This window comes from Kocuria sediminis, assembly GCF_009735315.1.
In the GTDB taxonomy this organism is placed as follows: domain Bacteria; phylum Actinomycetota; class Actinomycetes; order Actinomycetales; family Micrococcaceae; genus Kocuria; species Kocuria turfanensis.
In genome coordinates this window covers 324,888-339,760 of record NZ_WOGU01000001.1, presented here as the reverse complement: position 1 = coordinate 339,760, position 14,873 = coordinate 324,888, and the positions used below count along the sequence as shown (strand labels likewise).

The 14,873-nt window shown below is 74.6% G+C and carries 16 protein-coding genes; 5 read left to right on the top strand and 11 right to left on the bottom strand.

Going from position 1 to position 14,873, the window contains the following annotated elements; translation table 11 throughout:
• Positions 1-50: 50 nt before the first annotated feature.
• From mutM to coaD, 5 genes are all read right to left on the bottom strand, one after another.
• Complete coding sequence (gene mutM, locus GMA12_RS01595; RefSeq protein ID WP_162459333.1) at positions 51-992, bottom strand: bifunctional DNA-formamidopyrimidine glycosylase/DNA-(apurinic or apyrimidinic site) lyase; 942 nt, start codon at positions 990-992, stop codon at positions 51-53.
• 20 nt (positions 993-1,012) lie between these two features.
• A complete protein-coding gene (gene rnc, locus GMA12_RS01590) occupies positions 1,013-1,711 on the bottom strand; it encodes a ribonuclease III (protein ID WP_162459332.1) in 699 nt (232 codons plus the stop codon).
• A 5-nt stretch (positions 1,712-1,716) separates the two neighbouring features.
• On the bottom strand, positions 1,717-1,920 hold the full coding sequence (gene rpmF, locus GMA12_RS01585) for a 50S ribosomal protein L32 (RefSeq protein ID WP_162459331.1): 204 nt from the start codon (positions 1,918-1,920) through the stop codon (positions 1,717-1,719).
• Between the two features lie 2 nt (positions 1,921-1,922).
• A complete protein-coding gene (locus GMA12_RS01580; RefSeq protein ID WP_370829870.1) occupies positions 1,923-2,435 on the bottom strand; it encodes a YceD family protein in 513 nt (170 codons plus the stop codon).
• Between the two features lie 170 nt (positions 2,436-2,605).
• A complete protein-coding gene (gene coaD, locus GMA12_RS01575; RefSeq protein WP_156266482.1) occupies positions 2,606-3,073 on the bottom strand; it encodes a pantetheine-phosphate adenylyltransferase in 468 nt (155 codons plus the stop codon).
• A gap of 46 nt (positions 3,074-3,119) precedes the next feature.
• Between coaD and GMA12_RS01570 the strand changes: the two genes are divergently transcribed.
• The gene (locus GMA12_RS01570) at positions 3,120-4,343 is read left to right on the top strand and encodes an aminotransferase class I/II-fold pyridoxal phosphate-dependent enzyme (protein WP_156266480.1); all 1,224 of its coding nucleotides are present in this window, start codon (positions 3,120-3,122) and stop codon (positions 4,341-4,343) included.
• Between the two features lie 199 nt (positions 4,344-4,542).
• Complete coding sequence (locus GMA12_RS01565) at positions 4,543-4,788, top strand: hypothetical protein (protein ID WP_156266478.1); 246 nt, start codon at positions 4,543-4,545, stop codon at positions 4,786-4,788.
• A 73-nt stretch (positions 4,789-4,861) separates the two neighbouring features.
• Here the strand turns inward: GMA12_RS01565 and GMA12_RS01560 are convergent, their stop codons facing one another.
• The 5 genes from GMA12_RS01560 to thiL all read right to left on the bottom strand — a co-directional run bounded on the left by GMA12_RS01560 (position 4,862) and on the right by thiL (position 11,255).
• On the bottom strand, positions 4,862-6,184 hold the full coding sequence (locus GMA12_RS01560; protein WP_156266476.1) for a UDP-glucose dehydrogenase family protein: 1,323 nt from the start codon (positions 6,182-6,184) through the stop codon (positions 4,862-4,864).
• Positions 6,185-6,276: 92 nt separating this feature from the next.
• Complete coding sequence (gene rsmD / locus GMA12_RS01555) at positions 6,277-6,876, bottom strand: 16S rRNA (guanine(966)-N(2))-methyltransferase RsmD (protein WP_156266474.1); 600 nt, start codon at positions 6,874-6,876, stop codon at positions 6,277-6,279.
• A gap of 34 nt (positions 6,877-6,910) precedes the next feature.
• Entirely contained in the window at positions 6,911-9,208 is a 2,298-nt protein-coding gene (locus GMA12_RS01550; protein ID WP_156266472.1) for an ATP-dependent DNA helicase RecG, read from the bottom strand.
• 12 nt (positions 9,209-9,220) lie between these two features.
• Positions 9,221-10,180, bottom strand: a complete 960-nt coding sequence (locus GMA12_RS01545) for a DAK2 domain-containing protein (RefSeq protein ID WP_306438929.1) — start codon at positions 10,178-10,180, stop codon at positions 9,221-9,223.
• Positions 10,170-11,255, bottom strand: a complete 1,086-nt coding sequence (gene thiL / locus GMA12_RS01540; RefSeq protein WP_156266470.1) for a thiamine-phosphate kinase — start codon at positions 11,253-11,255, stop codon at positions 10,170-10,172. The genes GMA12_RS01545 and thiL overlap by 11 nt, the downstream gene beginning before the upstream one ends.
• Before the next feature lie 64 nt (positions 11,256-11,319).
• Here thiL and GMA12_RS01535 point away from each other — a divergent pair, with 64 nt between their 5' ends.
• From GMA12_RS01535 to GMA12_RS01525, 3 genes are all read left to right on the top strand, one after another.
• Positions 11,320-11,823 (top strand): DUF3515 domain-containing protein, encoded by a 504-nt coding sequence (locus tag GMA12_RS01535; protein WP_156266468.1) that lies wholly within the window; start codon positions 11,320-11,322, stop codon positions 11,821-11,823.
• A 217-nt stretch (positions 11,824-12,040) separates the two neighbouring features.
• A complete protein-coding gene (locus GMA12_RS01530) occupies positions 12,041-12,457 on the top strand; it encodes a CBS domain-containing protein (protein ID WP_156266466.1) in 417 nt (138 codons plus the stop codon).
• 196 nt (positions 12,458-12,653) lie between these two features.
• Positions 12,654-12,959 (top strand): DUF4193 domain-containing protein, encoded by a 306-nt coding sequence (locus tag GMA12_RS01525; RefSeq protein ID WP_062734691.1) that lies wholly within the window; start codon positions 12,654-12,656, stop codon positions 12,957-12,959.
• Between the two features lie 24 nt (positions 12,960-12,983).
• On the opposite strand, the gene GMA12_RS01520 is transcribed toward GMA12_RS01525, so the two are convergent.
• Positions 12,984-14,264, bottom strand: coding sequence for an ABC transporter permease (locus tag GMA12_RS01520; protein WP_162459330.1), 1,281 nt, complete (start codon positions 14,262-14,264; stop codon positions 12,984-12,986).
• Positions 14,265-14,873 lie beyond the last annotated feature (609 nt).

Here is a 14,873-nt window from a genome sequence, read left to right as displayed (position 1 = left end):
CGACATCCGCTGAGCGGGCACCGCGGGTGCCGGCGCCCCGCCGCGTCCGGTCAGAACCGGGCGTTGCGGGGCGCGCGCTGGCAGACCGGGCAGCGGTAGGAGGAGCGGTTCATGAACTGCTCGCGCACGATCAGCGCCGCCCGGCCCTCCTCCGCGCACCGGGAGCAGGGCCGGCCGGAGCGGCCGTAGGCGTTGAGGTCGCGGGCGAAGTAGCCCGACTCCCCGTTGACGTTGACGTAGAGGGAGTCGAAGCTCGTCCCGCCGGCCGCGAGGGCCCGCTCCATCACCGCCCGGACCGCCTCGAGCACGCGGTGCGTCTCGGGGCGCCGGAGCGTGTCGGTGGGGCGGGCCCAGTGCAGGCGGGCCTGCCACAGCGCCTCGTCGGCGTAGATGTTGCCGATCCCGGAGACGAGGGCCTGGTCCAGCAGGGCCCGCTTGAGCCCGGTGCGGCGCCGGCGCAGCCGGTCGTGCAGGAGGCCGGCGTCGAAGGCCGGGTCCAGGGGGTCGCGGGCGATGTGGGCCGCGCGGGCGGGCACGGCCGGCAGTCCCGTGACCGAGCGTCCGCCCGGGGCGCCGTCGTCGGTGGGCACGAGGCGGTCCAGGACCATGCCGCCGAAGATCCGCTGGTCCACGAAGCGCAGCTCGGCCGGGGTGCCGGGGCGCTCGGACAGGCCCAGCCGCACCTTGAGGTGCTTCTCCGCGGGCAGGCCGGCGTCCTTGACGAGCAGCTGCCCGCTCATCCCCAGGTGCACGAGCAGGGCCTCCTGCGGCGCGTCCCCGTCCGGTCCGGTCAGCGGCAGCCAGAGGAACTTGCCGCGGCGCACGGCGTCGGCGACCACCGCGCCCTCGAGCTCGTGGGCGAAGGCGACCGGGCCGGCCTCGTGCCGGCGCACCGAGCGCGGGTCGAGGACCTGCACGGACTCGATCCGGCGGCCCACGACCCAGCGCTCCACGCCGCGGCGGACGACCTCGACCTCGGGCAGTTCAGGCACGGGCGTCCCGCGCTCCCGGCTCAGGCACCGCTGCGGGCCACCAGGGCCGCGTAGGCCTGCGCGGCGGCGGAGCGCTCGGCCTCCTTCTTGGTGGTGCCGGCGCCCGTGCCGTGGTCCTTCCCGCCGATGAGCAGGTGCGCCTCGTAGCGGCGGTCGTGGTCCGGGCCGGTGCCCTCCACGGCGTAGCGGACGGGGCCCAGCCCGCGGGCCGCGGCGAGCTCCTGGATCTCGGTCTTCCAGTCGCGGCCCTCGGTCATCACGAAGCCGTCCTCGAGCAGCGGCACGACCAGGCGCAGCACGAAGTCGCGCGCGGTCTCCAGCCCCGAGCACACGTACACGGCGCCGATCAGCGCCTCCATGGTGTCGGCGAGGATCGAGGCCTTCTCGTGCCCCCTGGTCCGCACCTCGCCCTTGCCCAGCCGGATGTGCGCGCCCACGTCGAGGGAGCGCGCGAGGTCGGCGAGGGTGCGGGTGCTCACCACGGCCGCGCGGATCTTGGCGAGGCTGCCCTCGGAGTCGTCCGGGTAGCGGTGGAAGATCTCGTCGGTGACCGCCAGGCCCAGCACGGAGTCGCCGAGGAACTCGAGCCGTTCGTTGTGGCCCTGTCCCTCGTGCTCGTACGCGTAGGAGCGGTGGGTCAGCGCAAGACGGAGCGTCTCGGCGTCGATGTCGACGCCGAGACGCTCCAGCAGGTCCTGAGGGTTCGCGGTGGTGGTCACCGTGGTCAGGCGTCGGCCACCTTGCGGCCCTTGTACTCCAGGAACAGCGCGGTCCCCGCGGAGTCGGTCACGACCTTGGCCTGGTGCGGCAGGCTGTAGGTGACCTTGCCGTTCTCGACGGTCTTGACCAGCTTCGGCGCGGTCGCCTTCCACTGGGCACGGCGTGCGCGGGTGTTGGCACGGGACATCTTCCGCTTGGGAACAGCCACGGCTATCTCTCTTCTCTCGTATCGGTCGTCTTCTCCGAGGTGTCCTGCTCGAGCAGGCCCGACAGGGCGCTCCAGCGAGGATCGAGCACCTCGTGGTGGTGTCCCGGGTCGTCCTCCAGGCGCGCGCCGCACTGGGCGCACAACCCCTGGCAGTCCTCCCGGCACACCGGTTGGAACGGCAGCTGAGTGATCACTGCGTCCCGAAGCATGGGTTCGAGGTCGAGGGTCTCGTCCTGAACTTCATACATCTGGTCGTCCTCGACGTCCTCCCCACCTGCGGTGGCGGCGTCGAAGAGGTACAGCTCCTGCACGTCGACGTCCAGATCGTAGTCGATCGGGTCGAGGCATCGGCTGCACTCGCCGTGGATGTCCACGGCGGCCGTGCCGGACACCAGGATCCCGTCGTGGACGGACTCCAGCCGGAGGTCCAGCTCGATGTCCGAACCCTCCGGGGCGCCGATGAGTGCGTTGCCGAAGTCCTTCGGCGCGGGCACCACCTTCTCCAGTCGTCGCATCGTCCCCGGGCGGTGCTCGAGGTCCCTGACATCGATGATGAGGGGCGAACTGTTCTCGCGACTGATGACGATCTCCTGGTGAAATTCTGGCCGACAGGCCATGGTAGCGCGCCCCGCCGCCCGTTCTCAAACGGGACGCGCCCCGGCGGCCCCGGACGGGCCCGGCGGGCTCAGCCCCGCAGGGCGCGCAGCACGGGCTCGGGCACGAAGCCGGAGACGTCCCCGCCGAGCCCCTGGACCTCCTTGACGAGGGTCGAGGACAGGTGCAGGAACCGCGGGTCTCCCGGCAGGAACACCGTCTCGACGCGGGTGAGGTCACGGTTCATCGTGGCCATGGGCACCTCGTACGCGTAGTCCTCCCCCGAGCGCAGCCCCTTGACCAGCGCCACCGCGCCCCGCTGCGCCGCGTAGTCCGCGAGCAGGCCTCCGCCCATGGGCTCGACGACGACGCCGGTGATCCCCGCGAGGCTCTCCTCCGCCAGGGCCAGCCGCTGCTCGTGGTCGAAGCGGTAGCGCTTGTGCGGGTTCGTGGACACCGCGACCACCACCTCGTCGAACAGCGCCGCGGCGCGCGCGACGACCTCCACGTGGCCGTTGTGGATCGGGTCGAAGGAGCCGGGACAGATCGCTCGGTGCATGGGCCCCATCCTAGGCACGCCGCCGCGGGACCCTAGACTGGCGGCCATGGATGCCACTGCCGCCGCGCCCCACACCTCCCGCGCCCCTTGGGAGCGCATGGCCCACGGAGGAGGCCTGCTGACCGGCGCCGGGGAGCTCTCCGGGACGGTGTTCGAGGAGATGTCCCGGCTGGCCGCGCGGACGGGGGCGATCAACCTGGGCCAGGGCTTCCCGGACGTGGACGGGCCGCCGGAGATGCTCGACGCCGCCGCCGCGGCCCTGCGGGGCGGCGGCAACCAGTACTCCCCGGTGGCGGGGGTCCCGCAGCTGCAGGAGGCCGTGGCCGAGCACCAGCGCCGCTTCTACGGGCTCGAGCCGGACCCGGCCTCCGGCGTCGTCGTGACCGTGGGCGCCTCCGAGGGGCTGGCCGCGAGCCTGCTCGCGTTCCTGCGCCCCGGGGACGAGGTCGTCACCTTCGAGCCGCACTACGACCTCTACGGCGCCGTGGTGGAGTTCGCGGGCGCGCGGCTGGTCACGGTCCCGCTCGAGCCCCCGCGCTTCTCCCCCGACCTCGACCGCCTCGCCGCGGCCTTCGGGCCCCGCACCCGCGTGGTGATCCTCAACGACCCGCACAACCCCACGGGCACCGTGTTCGACGACGCCGTCCTGTCCCGGGTGGTCGGGCTGGCCGCGGAGCACGACTGCGTGGTGGTGACCGACGAGGTCTACGAGCACCTGCGCTACGGCGGCGCCCACCGTCCCCTGGCAACCCTGCCCGGGGCCTTCGAGCGGACCCTCACCGTCTCCTCGGTGGGCAAGACGTTCTCGGCCACGGGCTGGCGCGTGGGCTGGGTGAGCGGGCCGGAGCACCTCGTCGGCGCGGTGCGGGCCACCAAGGCGTACCTCACGCACAGCGCGGCCACCCCCCTGCAGCTCGGGGCGGCGGCGGCCCTGCGGCTGCCGGACGCCTTCTACGAGGATCTGGCCGAGGACTTCCGGCAGCGCCGCGACGTGCTCGTGCAGGGCCTGGCCGCCGCGGGCGCCGAGCCGTTCGAGCCCCAGGGCACGTTCTTCGTCGTGGCCGACGTGCGGGCGCTGTGCGAACGGCACGGCGTCGGGGACGCCACCGCGCTCGCCCCTGTGCTGGCCGAGCGCTCCGGCGTGGTCGGCGTGCCGGTGCCGGCCCTCGCCTCGGCGGCGCACCGGGACCTGTACGGCACCTGGATGCGCTTCTCCTTCGGCAAGCGCCGGGACCTCCTGGAGCAGGCGGCCCAGCGGCTGGCCGGCTGAGCCGCGGGGAGCCCGTCACACACGGTCAGCACCCTTGGCGCGGCCGTGCCGGGTGGCTACCGTGGTGCGCACCCGCGAGCCCGGTGGAGCGTTCCGGGCGCGGGACGGCGGCCCGCCGACGGCCGCCGTCGTCAGGGGGGCCGGCCCGCGCGGCCGCGGCGACCGGCCCCGCCCGTGAGGTGTGTCCGAAGGGGGAACCATGCCAGCAGGCCAGGGCAAGAACATCCGGCGCGTCACCAGCGTCGACGTGATCCGCAGCAGGCAGGGGGACGGCGACGCCGGCTCCTACACGTTCGAGCTGACCCTCGACGACGGCGTGGAGGAGTACCTGCTCGTCGTCCCGGAGAGCGAGGCCAGCACCGTGGCGCGGCTCATCCAGCACAGCAGCTCCATGCAGCTGGACAAGAACACGGACGACCTGATCTTCGAGAAGTACGGGGGCTGAGTCCCGCCCGCGGCGACGGCCGCCGCTGCCGAGGCAGCGGCGGCCGTCGCCGCGGTGCGCGGGCCCGGGCCGCTCAGACCGTGGCCCGGCGGCCCAGGGCGCGGTAGCTGAAGCCGGCGGCGGACCAGCGCTCGGGGTCGAGCACGTTGCGCCCGTCCAGGATCTGCGGCACGGCCACGAGCGGGTGCAGCTGCTCGGGGGTCATCGTCTTGAACTCGGCCCACTCGGTCAGCAGCACCACGACCTCCGCACCGGTGACGGCGGCCTCGAGGGAGTCCACGTAGTCCAGGCGGGGGTAGCGCTTGGCGGCGTTGGCGTTGGCCTTGGGGTCGTAGACGGCGACCTCGGCGCCGATCGAGTGCAGCCGGGCGGCGATGTCCAGGGCCGGGGAGTCGCGCACGTCGTCGGAGTCGGGCTTGAACGCCGCCCCGAGCACGGCCACCTGCTTGCCCACCACGGAGCCGCCGAGCATCTGGGTGACGGTGTCCACGGTGTGCCCGCGGCGGCGGACGTTGATGTCGTCGACCTCCGCGAGGAAGCGCACCGACTGCTCCACGCCCAGCTCCGCGGCCCGCGCCCGCAGGGCCCGGATGTCCTTGGGCAGGCAGCCGCCGCCGAAGCCCACCCCGGCGTTGAGGAACTTCCGCCCGATCCGCTCGTCGAGCCCGATCGCGTCGGCCAGGGTGCGGATGTCCCCGCCGACCGCCTCGGTCAGCTCGGAGAGGGCGTTGATGAAGGAGATCTTGGTGGCCAGGAACGCGTTGGCGGCGACCTTCACCAGCTCGGCCGTCTCGAAGTCGGTGACGATCAGCGGCACGCCCGCCTCCAGCTGGCGGGCGTAGACCCGGCGCATCACGGCCTCCGCGGCCGCGTCCTCCGCGCCCAGCACCATCCGGTCCGGGGTCAGGGTGTCCTCCACGGCGTAGCCCTCGCGCAGGAACTCCGGGTTCCAGACCAGGGACACGTCCACCCCGTCCCGGGCCGAGGCGCGGGCGAGGTCGGCCAGCCGCCGGGCCGAGCCGACGGGGACGGTGGACTTGCCGGCGATCACGCAGTCCTTCGTGGCGGCCGCGGCGATCGAGCCGACGGCGGCGTCCACGTAGCGCATGTCCGCCGCGAAGGACCCGGCGCGCTGGGGCGTGCCGACCCCCACGAAGTGCACGTCGCCGAACGCCCCGGCCTCCTCGTAGCTGGTGGTGAAGCGCAGGCACCCGGTGTCCACGTGCTTGCGCAGCAGCTCGCCCAGTCCTGGTTCGTGGAAGGGCAGCTCCCCGCGCGAGAGGGCGTCGACCTTCGCCGGGTCCACGTCCACGCCCAGGACCTCGAAGCCCATCTCCGCCATCGACGCGGCGTGCGTGGCCCCCAGGTAGCCCGTGCCCAGAACCGTGATCTTCATGGACGTCCTCCGTCTCTCCCGGGCCGCCGGGCCCGTGCTCGTTGTTGCCTGTCGCATCTTGTCAGGGCGGGGGCGCCCAGCGGCGCACCTGCTCAGCGCGGCGCGCCGGGCGGCGGCGCGGATGTGAGCGCCGTCTCCGCGAACCACATGGCGGTCTCCCCGTGCCGTCCCTGCTCGAAGCGGCGCAGCCCGGACGGCCACTCCGGCTCGGGGGAGCGCGAGGAGCGCTCGACCACGACCACCCCGCCCTCGCCCAGCCGGCCCACCAGCGCCGCGAGCACGGTGGTGAGCTCGCGCTCGCCCAGCGGGTAGGGCGGGTCGGCCAGCACCAGGTCCCAGGGACCCTTCGCGGGATCGGCCAGGTAGGCGGCGACGGCGCCCTGGTGGACCGCGACGACGTCGTCGCGGCCCAGCGCCCGGTGCACCACGGCCGCGTTGGCCCGGCAGACGCGGACGGCGGGCGGGTGGCGCTCCACCAGGGTCACCGCCGCCGCGCCGCGGCTGGCGGCCTCGCAGCCCAGCGCCCCGGACCCGGCGAACAGGTCCAGGACCCGGGCCTCGTGGAGCATGCCCCAGGCCTCGAGGCGGGCGAAGAGCGACTCCTTGACACGGTCGGTCGTGGGGCGGGTGCCCTGGCCCGGCACGGACTGCAGGCGCAGCCCCCCGGCGGCGCCGGCGATGATCCTGCTCATGGTCGTGCTCCTCCCGTCCTCGGCCGCACCGGGCTCAGCCCCGGTCCAGGAACGCCTCGGCGTCCGGGTCGAGGTAGCGTTCGATGGCCTCGGCGAGCTCGGGGTGCTCGGCGAGCCCGGGGTCCTCGCCGAGGACGGTGACGGCGTCCCGGCGGGCGCGCTCGATCAGCTCGGCGTCGTCGAGAGCGCGCAGCAGCCGCAGGGTCGACCGTCCTCCCGACTGCGCCGCGCCGAGGATGTCCCCCTCGCGGCGCAGCTCCAGGTCGGCCCGGGCGAGCGCGAAGCCGTCGGTGGAGCCGGCCACGACCTCGATGCGCTCCCGCGAGGGGTGCTCGGCGGGGCGCCGGGTGACCAGCAGGCAGGTCCCGGCGTGCCCGCCGCGCCCGATCCGGCCGCGCAGCTGGTGCAGCTGGGAGATGCCGAACCGGTCGGCGTCCACGATGATCATCAGCGTGGCGTTGGGGACGTCCACCCCCACCTCGACCACGGTGGTGCACACCAGCAGCTGCACCGCCCCGGACGCGAAGTCCTCCATGAGGCGGGCCTTCTGCACGGGGTCGAGCCGGCCGTGCAGCACCTCGGCGCGCACGCCGTCCAGGACGGGCTGCCGGGCGACCAGCTCGGCCAGCCAGGCCACGGAGGCCATCGGCACCTCGGCCTCCTCGTCCTCGGCGGCGGCCGTGCGGGCGGACTCGGCCAGGGAACCGGCGGGCGGGGCCTCGTCGTCGTCCCCGATCTTGGGCGCGACCACGTACACCTGCCGGCCCGCGTCGATCTCCTCGCGGGCGCGGCGCCACAGGCGCTGCTCCCACGCGGGGTGCTCCACGAGGCCCACCGTGTGGGTCGCGATGGGCTGCCGCCCGGCCGGCAGCTGGTCCAGCACGGAGACGTCGAGGTCGCCGAAGACGGTCATGGCCACGGTCCGCGGAATGGGGGTCGCGGTCATCACGAGCAGGTGCGGGGGGCGGCCGGCCTTGTCCCGGAGCCGGTCGCGCTGCTCCACGCCGAAGCGGTGCTGCTCGTCCACGACGACGAGCCCGAGGTCGGCGAACTGGACGACCTCGGAGAGCAGGGCGTGGGTGCCGATGACGATCCCGGCCTCCCCGGAGGCGATCTGCAGCAGCGCCCGCTTGCGCGCCGCGGCACCCATCGACCCGGTGAGCAGCACGACCTGCGTGCCGTCGGGGTCCCCGCCCAGCTGCCCGCCCTGGGCGAGGGGGCCGAGGGAGCGCAGCACGGAGCCGTGGTGCTGCGCCGCGAGGACCTCGGTGGGCGCGAGCAGCGCGGCCTGGGCGCCCGAGTCGACGACCTGGAGCATGGCGCGCAGCGCCACGAGCGTCTTGCCGGCGCCCACGTCGCCCTGCAGCAGCCGGTTCATGGGGTGGGTCCCGGCGAGCTCCGCCGCGAGCTCCTCCCCCACGGCGCGCTGGCCGGCGGTGAGCTCGAAGGGCAGGGCGGCGTCGAACTTCGCCAGCAGCCCGTCCGGGGTGCCGGGGCGGGCGGTGGTCGGGTGGGCCGCGAGCTCGGCCCGGCGGCGGGCGAGCGCGCACTGGAGCAGGAAGGCCTCCTGGTAGCGGAAGCGGCGGCGAGCCTCACCGTGGGCCCGCGTGTCCCGGGGCCGGTGCACCTGCCAGTACGCCTCCTCCAGGCCCATGAGCCCCTCCCGCGCGCGGATGCTCTCCGGCAGCGGGTCCGGGACCGCGGCGAAGTCGACGACCGGCAGCAGGGAGTGCACGGCGCGGGCGATCTTGTCCGTGGTCAGCTTGGCGGTGGCCGGGTAGATGGGGATGGGGCGCCCGGCCCGCTCCTCCGCGCTCTCCCCGGCCTCCGGGGCGTCCGGGTCGAGGATCGCGTAGTGCGGGTTGGTCATGGTCACGGCGCCGTTGTACAGCCCGACCTTCCCGGAGAACAGGGCGTGCGTGCCCGGGGGGAGGTCCCTGGCCGCGGTCCAGGCGTTGAAGAAGCTCAGCCGCATCGTCCGGCCCGGGGCGGGGTCACCGTCCTCGAACAGGAGCCGGGGGTCGGAGGAGACGCGGTCGGTGATCACCACGTCCGTGATCGACCCGCGGCGCGAGCGCATCTGGCGGGTGGAGGCGGAGACGACCTCGGCCACGATGGTGACCTGCTGGTCGATGCGCAGCTCCGAGAAGGGGGTGAGCTCGCCCCGGGGCATGTACCGGCGGGGGAAGTGGTCGAGCAGCTGCCCGATCGTGCTCACGGAGAGCTGCCGCGCCAGTTGGTCGGCCGTGGCGCGGCCCAGCAGGCGCGCGAGCGGCTGGTCGAGCTCGGGGACCGGGGCGGGGAACGCCCCGCCGGTGGAGGACCGGGCCATCTCAGGCGCGCCTCATCCGTCCGCTTCCGAGAGGGAGGTGACCGTGAGGTTGACGGCCTCGCCCCGGGCGCCGATCACCGCGAGCGCCTCCTCGGTGCGCTCCACGTGCACGTGCACGCGCCACCGGTAGCCGTCCCCGGCCTCCGAGACCGCGCTCATGATCACGCTGCTGCCCACCTCGCTGAGCTCGTGCCGCAGCTCCGCGGCGTCCAGCGGGGACAGCTCCACGGTGCACATGACCTCCACGCCGCCGTGCACGGCGTGCGGGGCGGCGAGGACGCCCGCGGCCCGTGCGGCGGCGTCGTCGATCAGCCGGTCGAGGGCGGCCTCGTCCCCGGCGTCGTCCCCGCCCACCGTGCGGGCGAGCGCGTCGAGGACGACGAGCATGCCCAGCGCCCCGGCGTCGACCGTGCCGGTCTCGCGCAGGATCTCGAGCTGCTCGGGGGTGGCCAGGACGGCGGCGCGGGCGGCCTCGCTCACCTGGCCCAGGAAGTCCTTCAGCTGCTGGTTCGACCCGTCCCCCACGTCCTGGGGAACGGGGACGGCCGCGGCCGCCTCCAGCACCGAGAGCATGGTGCCGGCGACCGGGTCCGAGAGCACGCTCCAGGCCCGCACGTGGCCCGCGTGCAGGGCCACGCGCACGGACTCGGCGCTCATCCGGGTCTGTCCCTCGAGGGACTGGCCCACCGCCGTGAGGAACACGGAGAAGAGGGTGCCGGAGTTGCCGCGGGCCTCCTCCAGGGCGGCCTGGCCGGCCAGGGCGAGCAGCTCCCCCACGTCGCCGGTCTCCAGCACGCCGGCGGCCTCGGCCGCGGCGCGCACGGTGACCGCCAGGTTCGTCCCGGTGTCCGAGTCGGCGACCGGGAAGACGTTGAGGGCGTTGAGCACGGGGCTGTGCCGCACGAGATCGCGGTGGGCCAGGTCGAGCCACCGCCGCATCACGGCCGTGTTCGATCCGATCCTATGGTTCAAAGTGATCCCATCCTTCACCGACCGGGTGCCCGAGGGCGAGGTGCGGCGCTCGTCCGTCGAGCAGCACCCGGGGGCGGGTGCCGTCGTGCCCCGGGGGCGCGGGCGCACACGAGCCTATCGCACGGAATGCCCCCGGCAGGGGGGCCCCCTGTGGAAAGACGGCCAGCAGGCCGTGGTCCTCCCCGCCGGTGAGCACCCAGTCGCGGGGGTCCGCCCCGAGCAGTCGGGCGGCCGGGTCCAGGGGTCCGGCGAGGGCGGCCACGGCCGCGCCGTCGAGGTCGACCACGACGCCGCTGGCGGCCGCGACCCGCCCGGCGTCACGGAGCAGGCCGTCGGAGAGGTCGATCATGGCCGTGGCGCCGGCGCGGGCGGCGGCCGGGCCCGCCGGCACGGGGGCGCACGGGCGCAGCTGCGCCGCCGCCAGCTCGTCCAGGGCCTCGTCCTGCCCGGCCCGGTACCGGGGGTCCTCCAGCAGGGCCATCCCGGCGGCAGCGCGTCCGGTCGTGCCGGCCAGGGCGAGCACCCCGCCCTCCCCGGCCCCGGCGCGGCGCACCGGGTCCCGGCCCTCCAGGTCGCCGGTCACCGTCGCCGTGACCGACAGCTCCCGTCCGGACCCGAGATCCCCGCCCACCACGGCGCAGCGCTGCGCCCCCATGGCCTCGCACCCGGCGGCGAGGCCGCGGGCGAAGTCCTCGGGCCAGGACACGGGGGTCCGCGGGGGCAGGGTGAGCGAGACGACGAGGGCCGAGGGGACGGCGCCCATCGCGGCCACGTCGGCGAGGTTCTGCGCGGCGCACTTGACGCCGGTGTCGTAGCCGGTGGTGCGCACGCCGCTGGGCCAGGCGAGGCGGAAGTCCTGGTCCTCGACCTGGGTGTCCGTGGTGATCACGTACCGGCCGTCCGGGGCCGCGACCACGGCGCAGTCGTCCCCGGGGCCGAGCAGCACCTGGGCGGCGGGCCGGGTGAGCAGCGGCAGCACGCGCGCCAGCAGCTCCGCCTCCGAGAGCTCCCCGACCGTCGGCTCCGCCGCGGGCGGCGCGAGAGGTGCAGGGGGGTCCGCTGGGGGTCGGCTCATGGCGCTCATCCTAACGAGGGGCCCGGACGCGGGACCGGCGCCGGCCACGGATTACGCTGGTGGCATGCCCTTGCTCCCCCCGCACCATCCCGCCCGCGCCCTGCTGGCGGCGGGCGCCCTGGCCGCGGTCCTCACGGGCTGCACCCCGGCCGTCACCGTGGACCCCGCCGAGAACGCCGCCGACCCCGGGTGCGCCCCGGCGATGCTCGCCATGCCCGAGACCATCGGCGAGCACGAGCAGCGGGAGACCACGAGCCAGGCCACCACGGCCTACGGCGAGCCCACGGCGGTGGTCGTCCGCTGCGGGGTGACGCCCCCCGGCCCCACCACGGACCCGTGCTCGTCCGTCAACGACGTCGACTGGCTGATCCGGCAGGGCGGCGCGGACGGCGAGGACGGGGACACGTGGACCGCCACCACGTACGGCCGCGACCCCGCGGTGGAGGTGGTGTTCGACAGCACCGCCGTGGCCTCCTCCACGCTGCTCGTGGAGCTGGGCTCCGCGGTCGAGCAGATCCCCGCCGACCGCCGGTGCCTCGACCTCCAGGACGCCGCCGAGGGGCTGTGACCCCCGCCGGCCTCCGGTGCGGTGGCACCGGCGAACGGTGGCGCCGGCGACGGGTGCTGCCGGTGCGGCCCGCGGCGGAGTGTGACGGGCGGGGCGGGGCGACGGTTCCCCCGCGTGGCCGGGATCACTATTGTGGGTCCCCCGGCACGGCCGGGAACCGTCCGCACGGACCGCAGCGGTGCCCTTCCGGCACCTCGGGAGCACAGGAGGACGACACATGACGACCGCACGAGAGATCATGACCCCCGGCGCGGAGTGCATCGGGGAGAACCAGAGCCTCGAGGAGGCCGCCCGGAAGATGAAGGACCTCGACGTCGGCGCGCTGCCCATCTGCGGGGAGGACGACCGGCTCAAGGGGGTGCTCACCGACCGCGACATCGTGGTGCGGTGCCTGGCCGTCGGCACCGACCCCCGCCAGGTGAAGGCCGGGCAGCTGGCCCAGGGGAAGCCGGTGACGATCGGCGCCGACGACAGCGTGGAGGAGGCCATCGACACGATGCAGGAGCACCAGGTGCGCCGCCTGCCGGTGATCGACGGACACTCCCTCGTGGGCATGATCAGCCAGGCCGACATCGCCCGGTCCATGCCCGAGGACCGCGTGGGTGAGCTCGTCGAGCTGATCTCCTTCGACTGAGCCTCCTGCAGGAACGGCCCGGCACGGACCGCCCGGCACGGACCGCGCCGGGCGGTTTGTGCCCGCGGGCCCCGGGCGGGCTACCATCGGTGCCTTCCCCGGCACCGGCCGCGGCGGGACGGGAATAGGTCCGTTCCCCGCCGGGTTGTGGCGTGGACACCTCAACGACCGCACCATCCACAGGAGGAGATCACCCGTGGCCACCGATTACGACGAGCCCCGCGTCAAGCCCGAGGACGAACCCGCCAACGAGTCGCTCGAGGTGATCCAGGCCCAGCGCAGCGCCACGAGCCAGAGCCCGGCGATCGACGTCGACGACGCGGACACGGCCGAGGGCATCGACCTGCCCGGCGCGGACCTCTCCCAGGAGGAGCTGCTGATCCAGGTGGTTCCCGAGCAGGAGGACGAGTTCACCTGCATGTCCTGCTTCCTGGTCCGCCACCGCAGCCAGCTCGCCCGCGAGAAGGACGGCGCGAAGTACTGCCTGGAGTGCGAGGGCTGACCCTCCGGGGGAGCCCGCTGCGGCTCACTCGTGGCGCAGGGAGGCGATGGGGTCCTTCCGCGCGGCCCGCACGGCCGGGATCGTGCCGGCGAGGAACGCGATCCCCATGACGGACAGCACGATCAGCGCGACCCTCCCCGCCTCGAAGGCGAACAGGGACAGACCGGGCAGCCCGGAGAGATATCCCCCGGCCAGCGCGCCGCTCACGGCGGAGCCGCCGGCCACGCCCGCGGCCGCGCCGAGGAGGGCGCCGAGGAGGCCGATCAGGACGGCCTCGAGGGAGAAGAGGCCGAAGACCGCGCGCCCGCTCATTCCCATGGCCTTCATCAGCCCGATCTCCCGGGTGCGCTCCTGCACCGACATCAGCAGCGTGTTGACGATCCCGAGACCCGCGGCCAGCAGGGCGATCACGGCACAGGCGTTGAGGATCCACACGATGGCGTTGATGACCGTGCGGAACATCCCCAGCTGGTCCTCGACCGTCAGGCCCAGCATCTCCCGCTCCTCCAGCCGGGCCTGGATCTCGGCGGCCCGCCCCATGTCCTCGACCGTGACCGTGGCCATCGCGAAGCTCTCGGGCACCCGCTGCGGCCCGCCGCCCACCTGGTACGCGTAGAGCCGCTCGTTGAAGGAGTCGGACGGGATCGGGTTCAGCGAGGTCCCCGCCAGGCTCGCCTGGGTCACCCCGGAGATGCGGGCCGGGAACTCCCGGTCCCGCTCCGCGAGGTCGGTCATGACCACGACCACCTCTCCCCCGACGGCCTCCGCGGCGGAGGCGTAGCCGAGATCGGCCACCCAGCTGTCCGGGACCGCGATCTCGTCGCGGTCCGCGGCCGGGGGGCCGCCGGCCACCATCTGCAGGCCCACGGCGTCGACCGGGATGCCCGGCGAGAGCTGGAAGCGGCTGCCGTCCGCCGCCTCCAGGTAGGTGGGCGAGACCGCGTACATCGGCTTGACCGACGCCACGCCGTCGAGCTCCTCGAGGAAGTCGACGTCCTCCGGGGAGAGCCCCTCGAAGGACACGCCGAAGCCCGTGCGGATCCGCGTGGTGTCCGGGTCGTACTCGCGCGGTCCGGCTCCGGCCGAGAGCTCGACGAGGGGCTGGGACTTCTGGACGTAGAGCGCGTCGGCGTCGCCGAAGGCGGCCACGGTGTCGTCGATGTAGCGGTTCACGCCGGTGCCCATCCCGGAGGTCAGCGTCAGGGCGCAGGCCCCGATGAACACCGCGACCACGGTCAGGCCGGTGCGGATCCTGGCGCGCCGTGTGTTGGCGGCCGCGGAGCCGAGCAGATCGGGCCACCTCACGGGAGACCCCCGGCACCGGCGACCGCACCGCCCGGCCGTGCGGGGGCGGGCGGCTCGAGCCCGGGACCCCCGGGCAGGCGGGACCGACGGCCGCACCGGCTCGCCCGCGGCGGGCCGTCGGTGGGCACCGGGGTGCTGCCGTGCTCCGCGCGGCCGTGCCCCTGCACCGGGCCCCCCGCCCCGGGCACTCCTGCGCTCATCGACTGCCTCTCCCCCTCGGGCAAACCTGGCCGCCCTCCCGAGTGCGGCCGGCGGAGTGCCCGAGCGGCACCCCGTGGAGTCCATCATGTGCGTTCGTGAACGGCGATGCGGACCGGACACGCGTCCCCACTAGTGCAGGGTTGCGCCGGAGGGGCGGGCGGGATCCGCGGCCCTCGGGCGCCGGCGCGGCGGCCCGTGCCGCCCGGCTCGGTCCGCCGCCTCATGCCGTCACGTACCTGTTCGCCCTTGCTAACGATGTGCAGGTGTACATAGTTAAAGCACAGCAGTTCTTCGGTCGGGGGTTCCGGCTCCGTCGAACGGGCAATCGTCCCGTCCGGGCCGAACGAGGAGCAGCACGACGCGTCCCGTCGTGCCCGCACGGGGGTGCGGGCACGACACCGTCAGGAG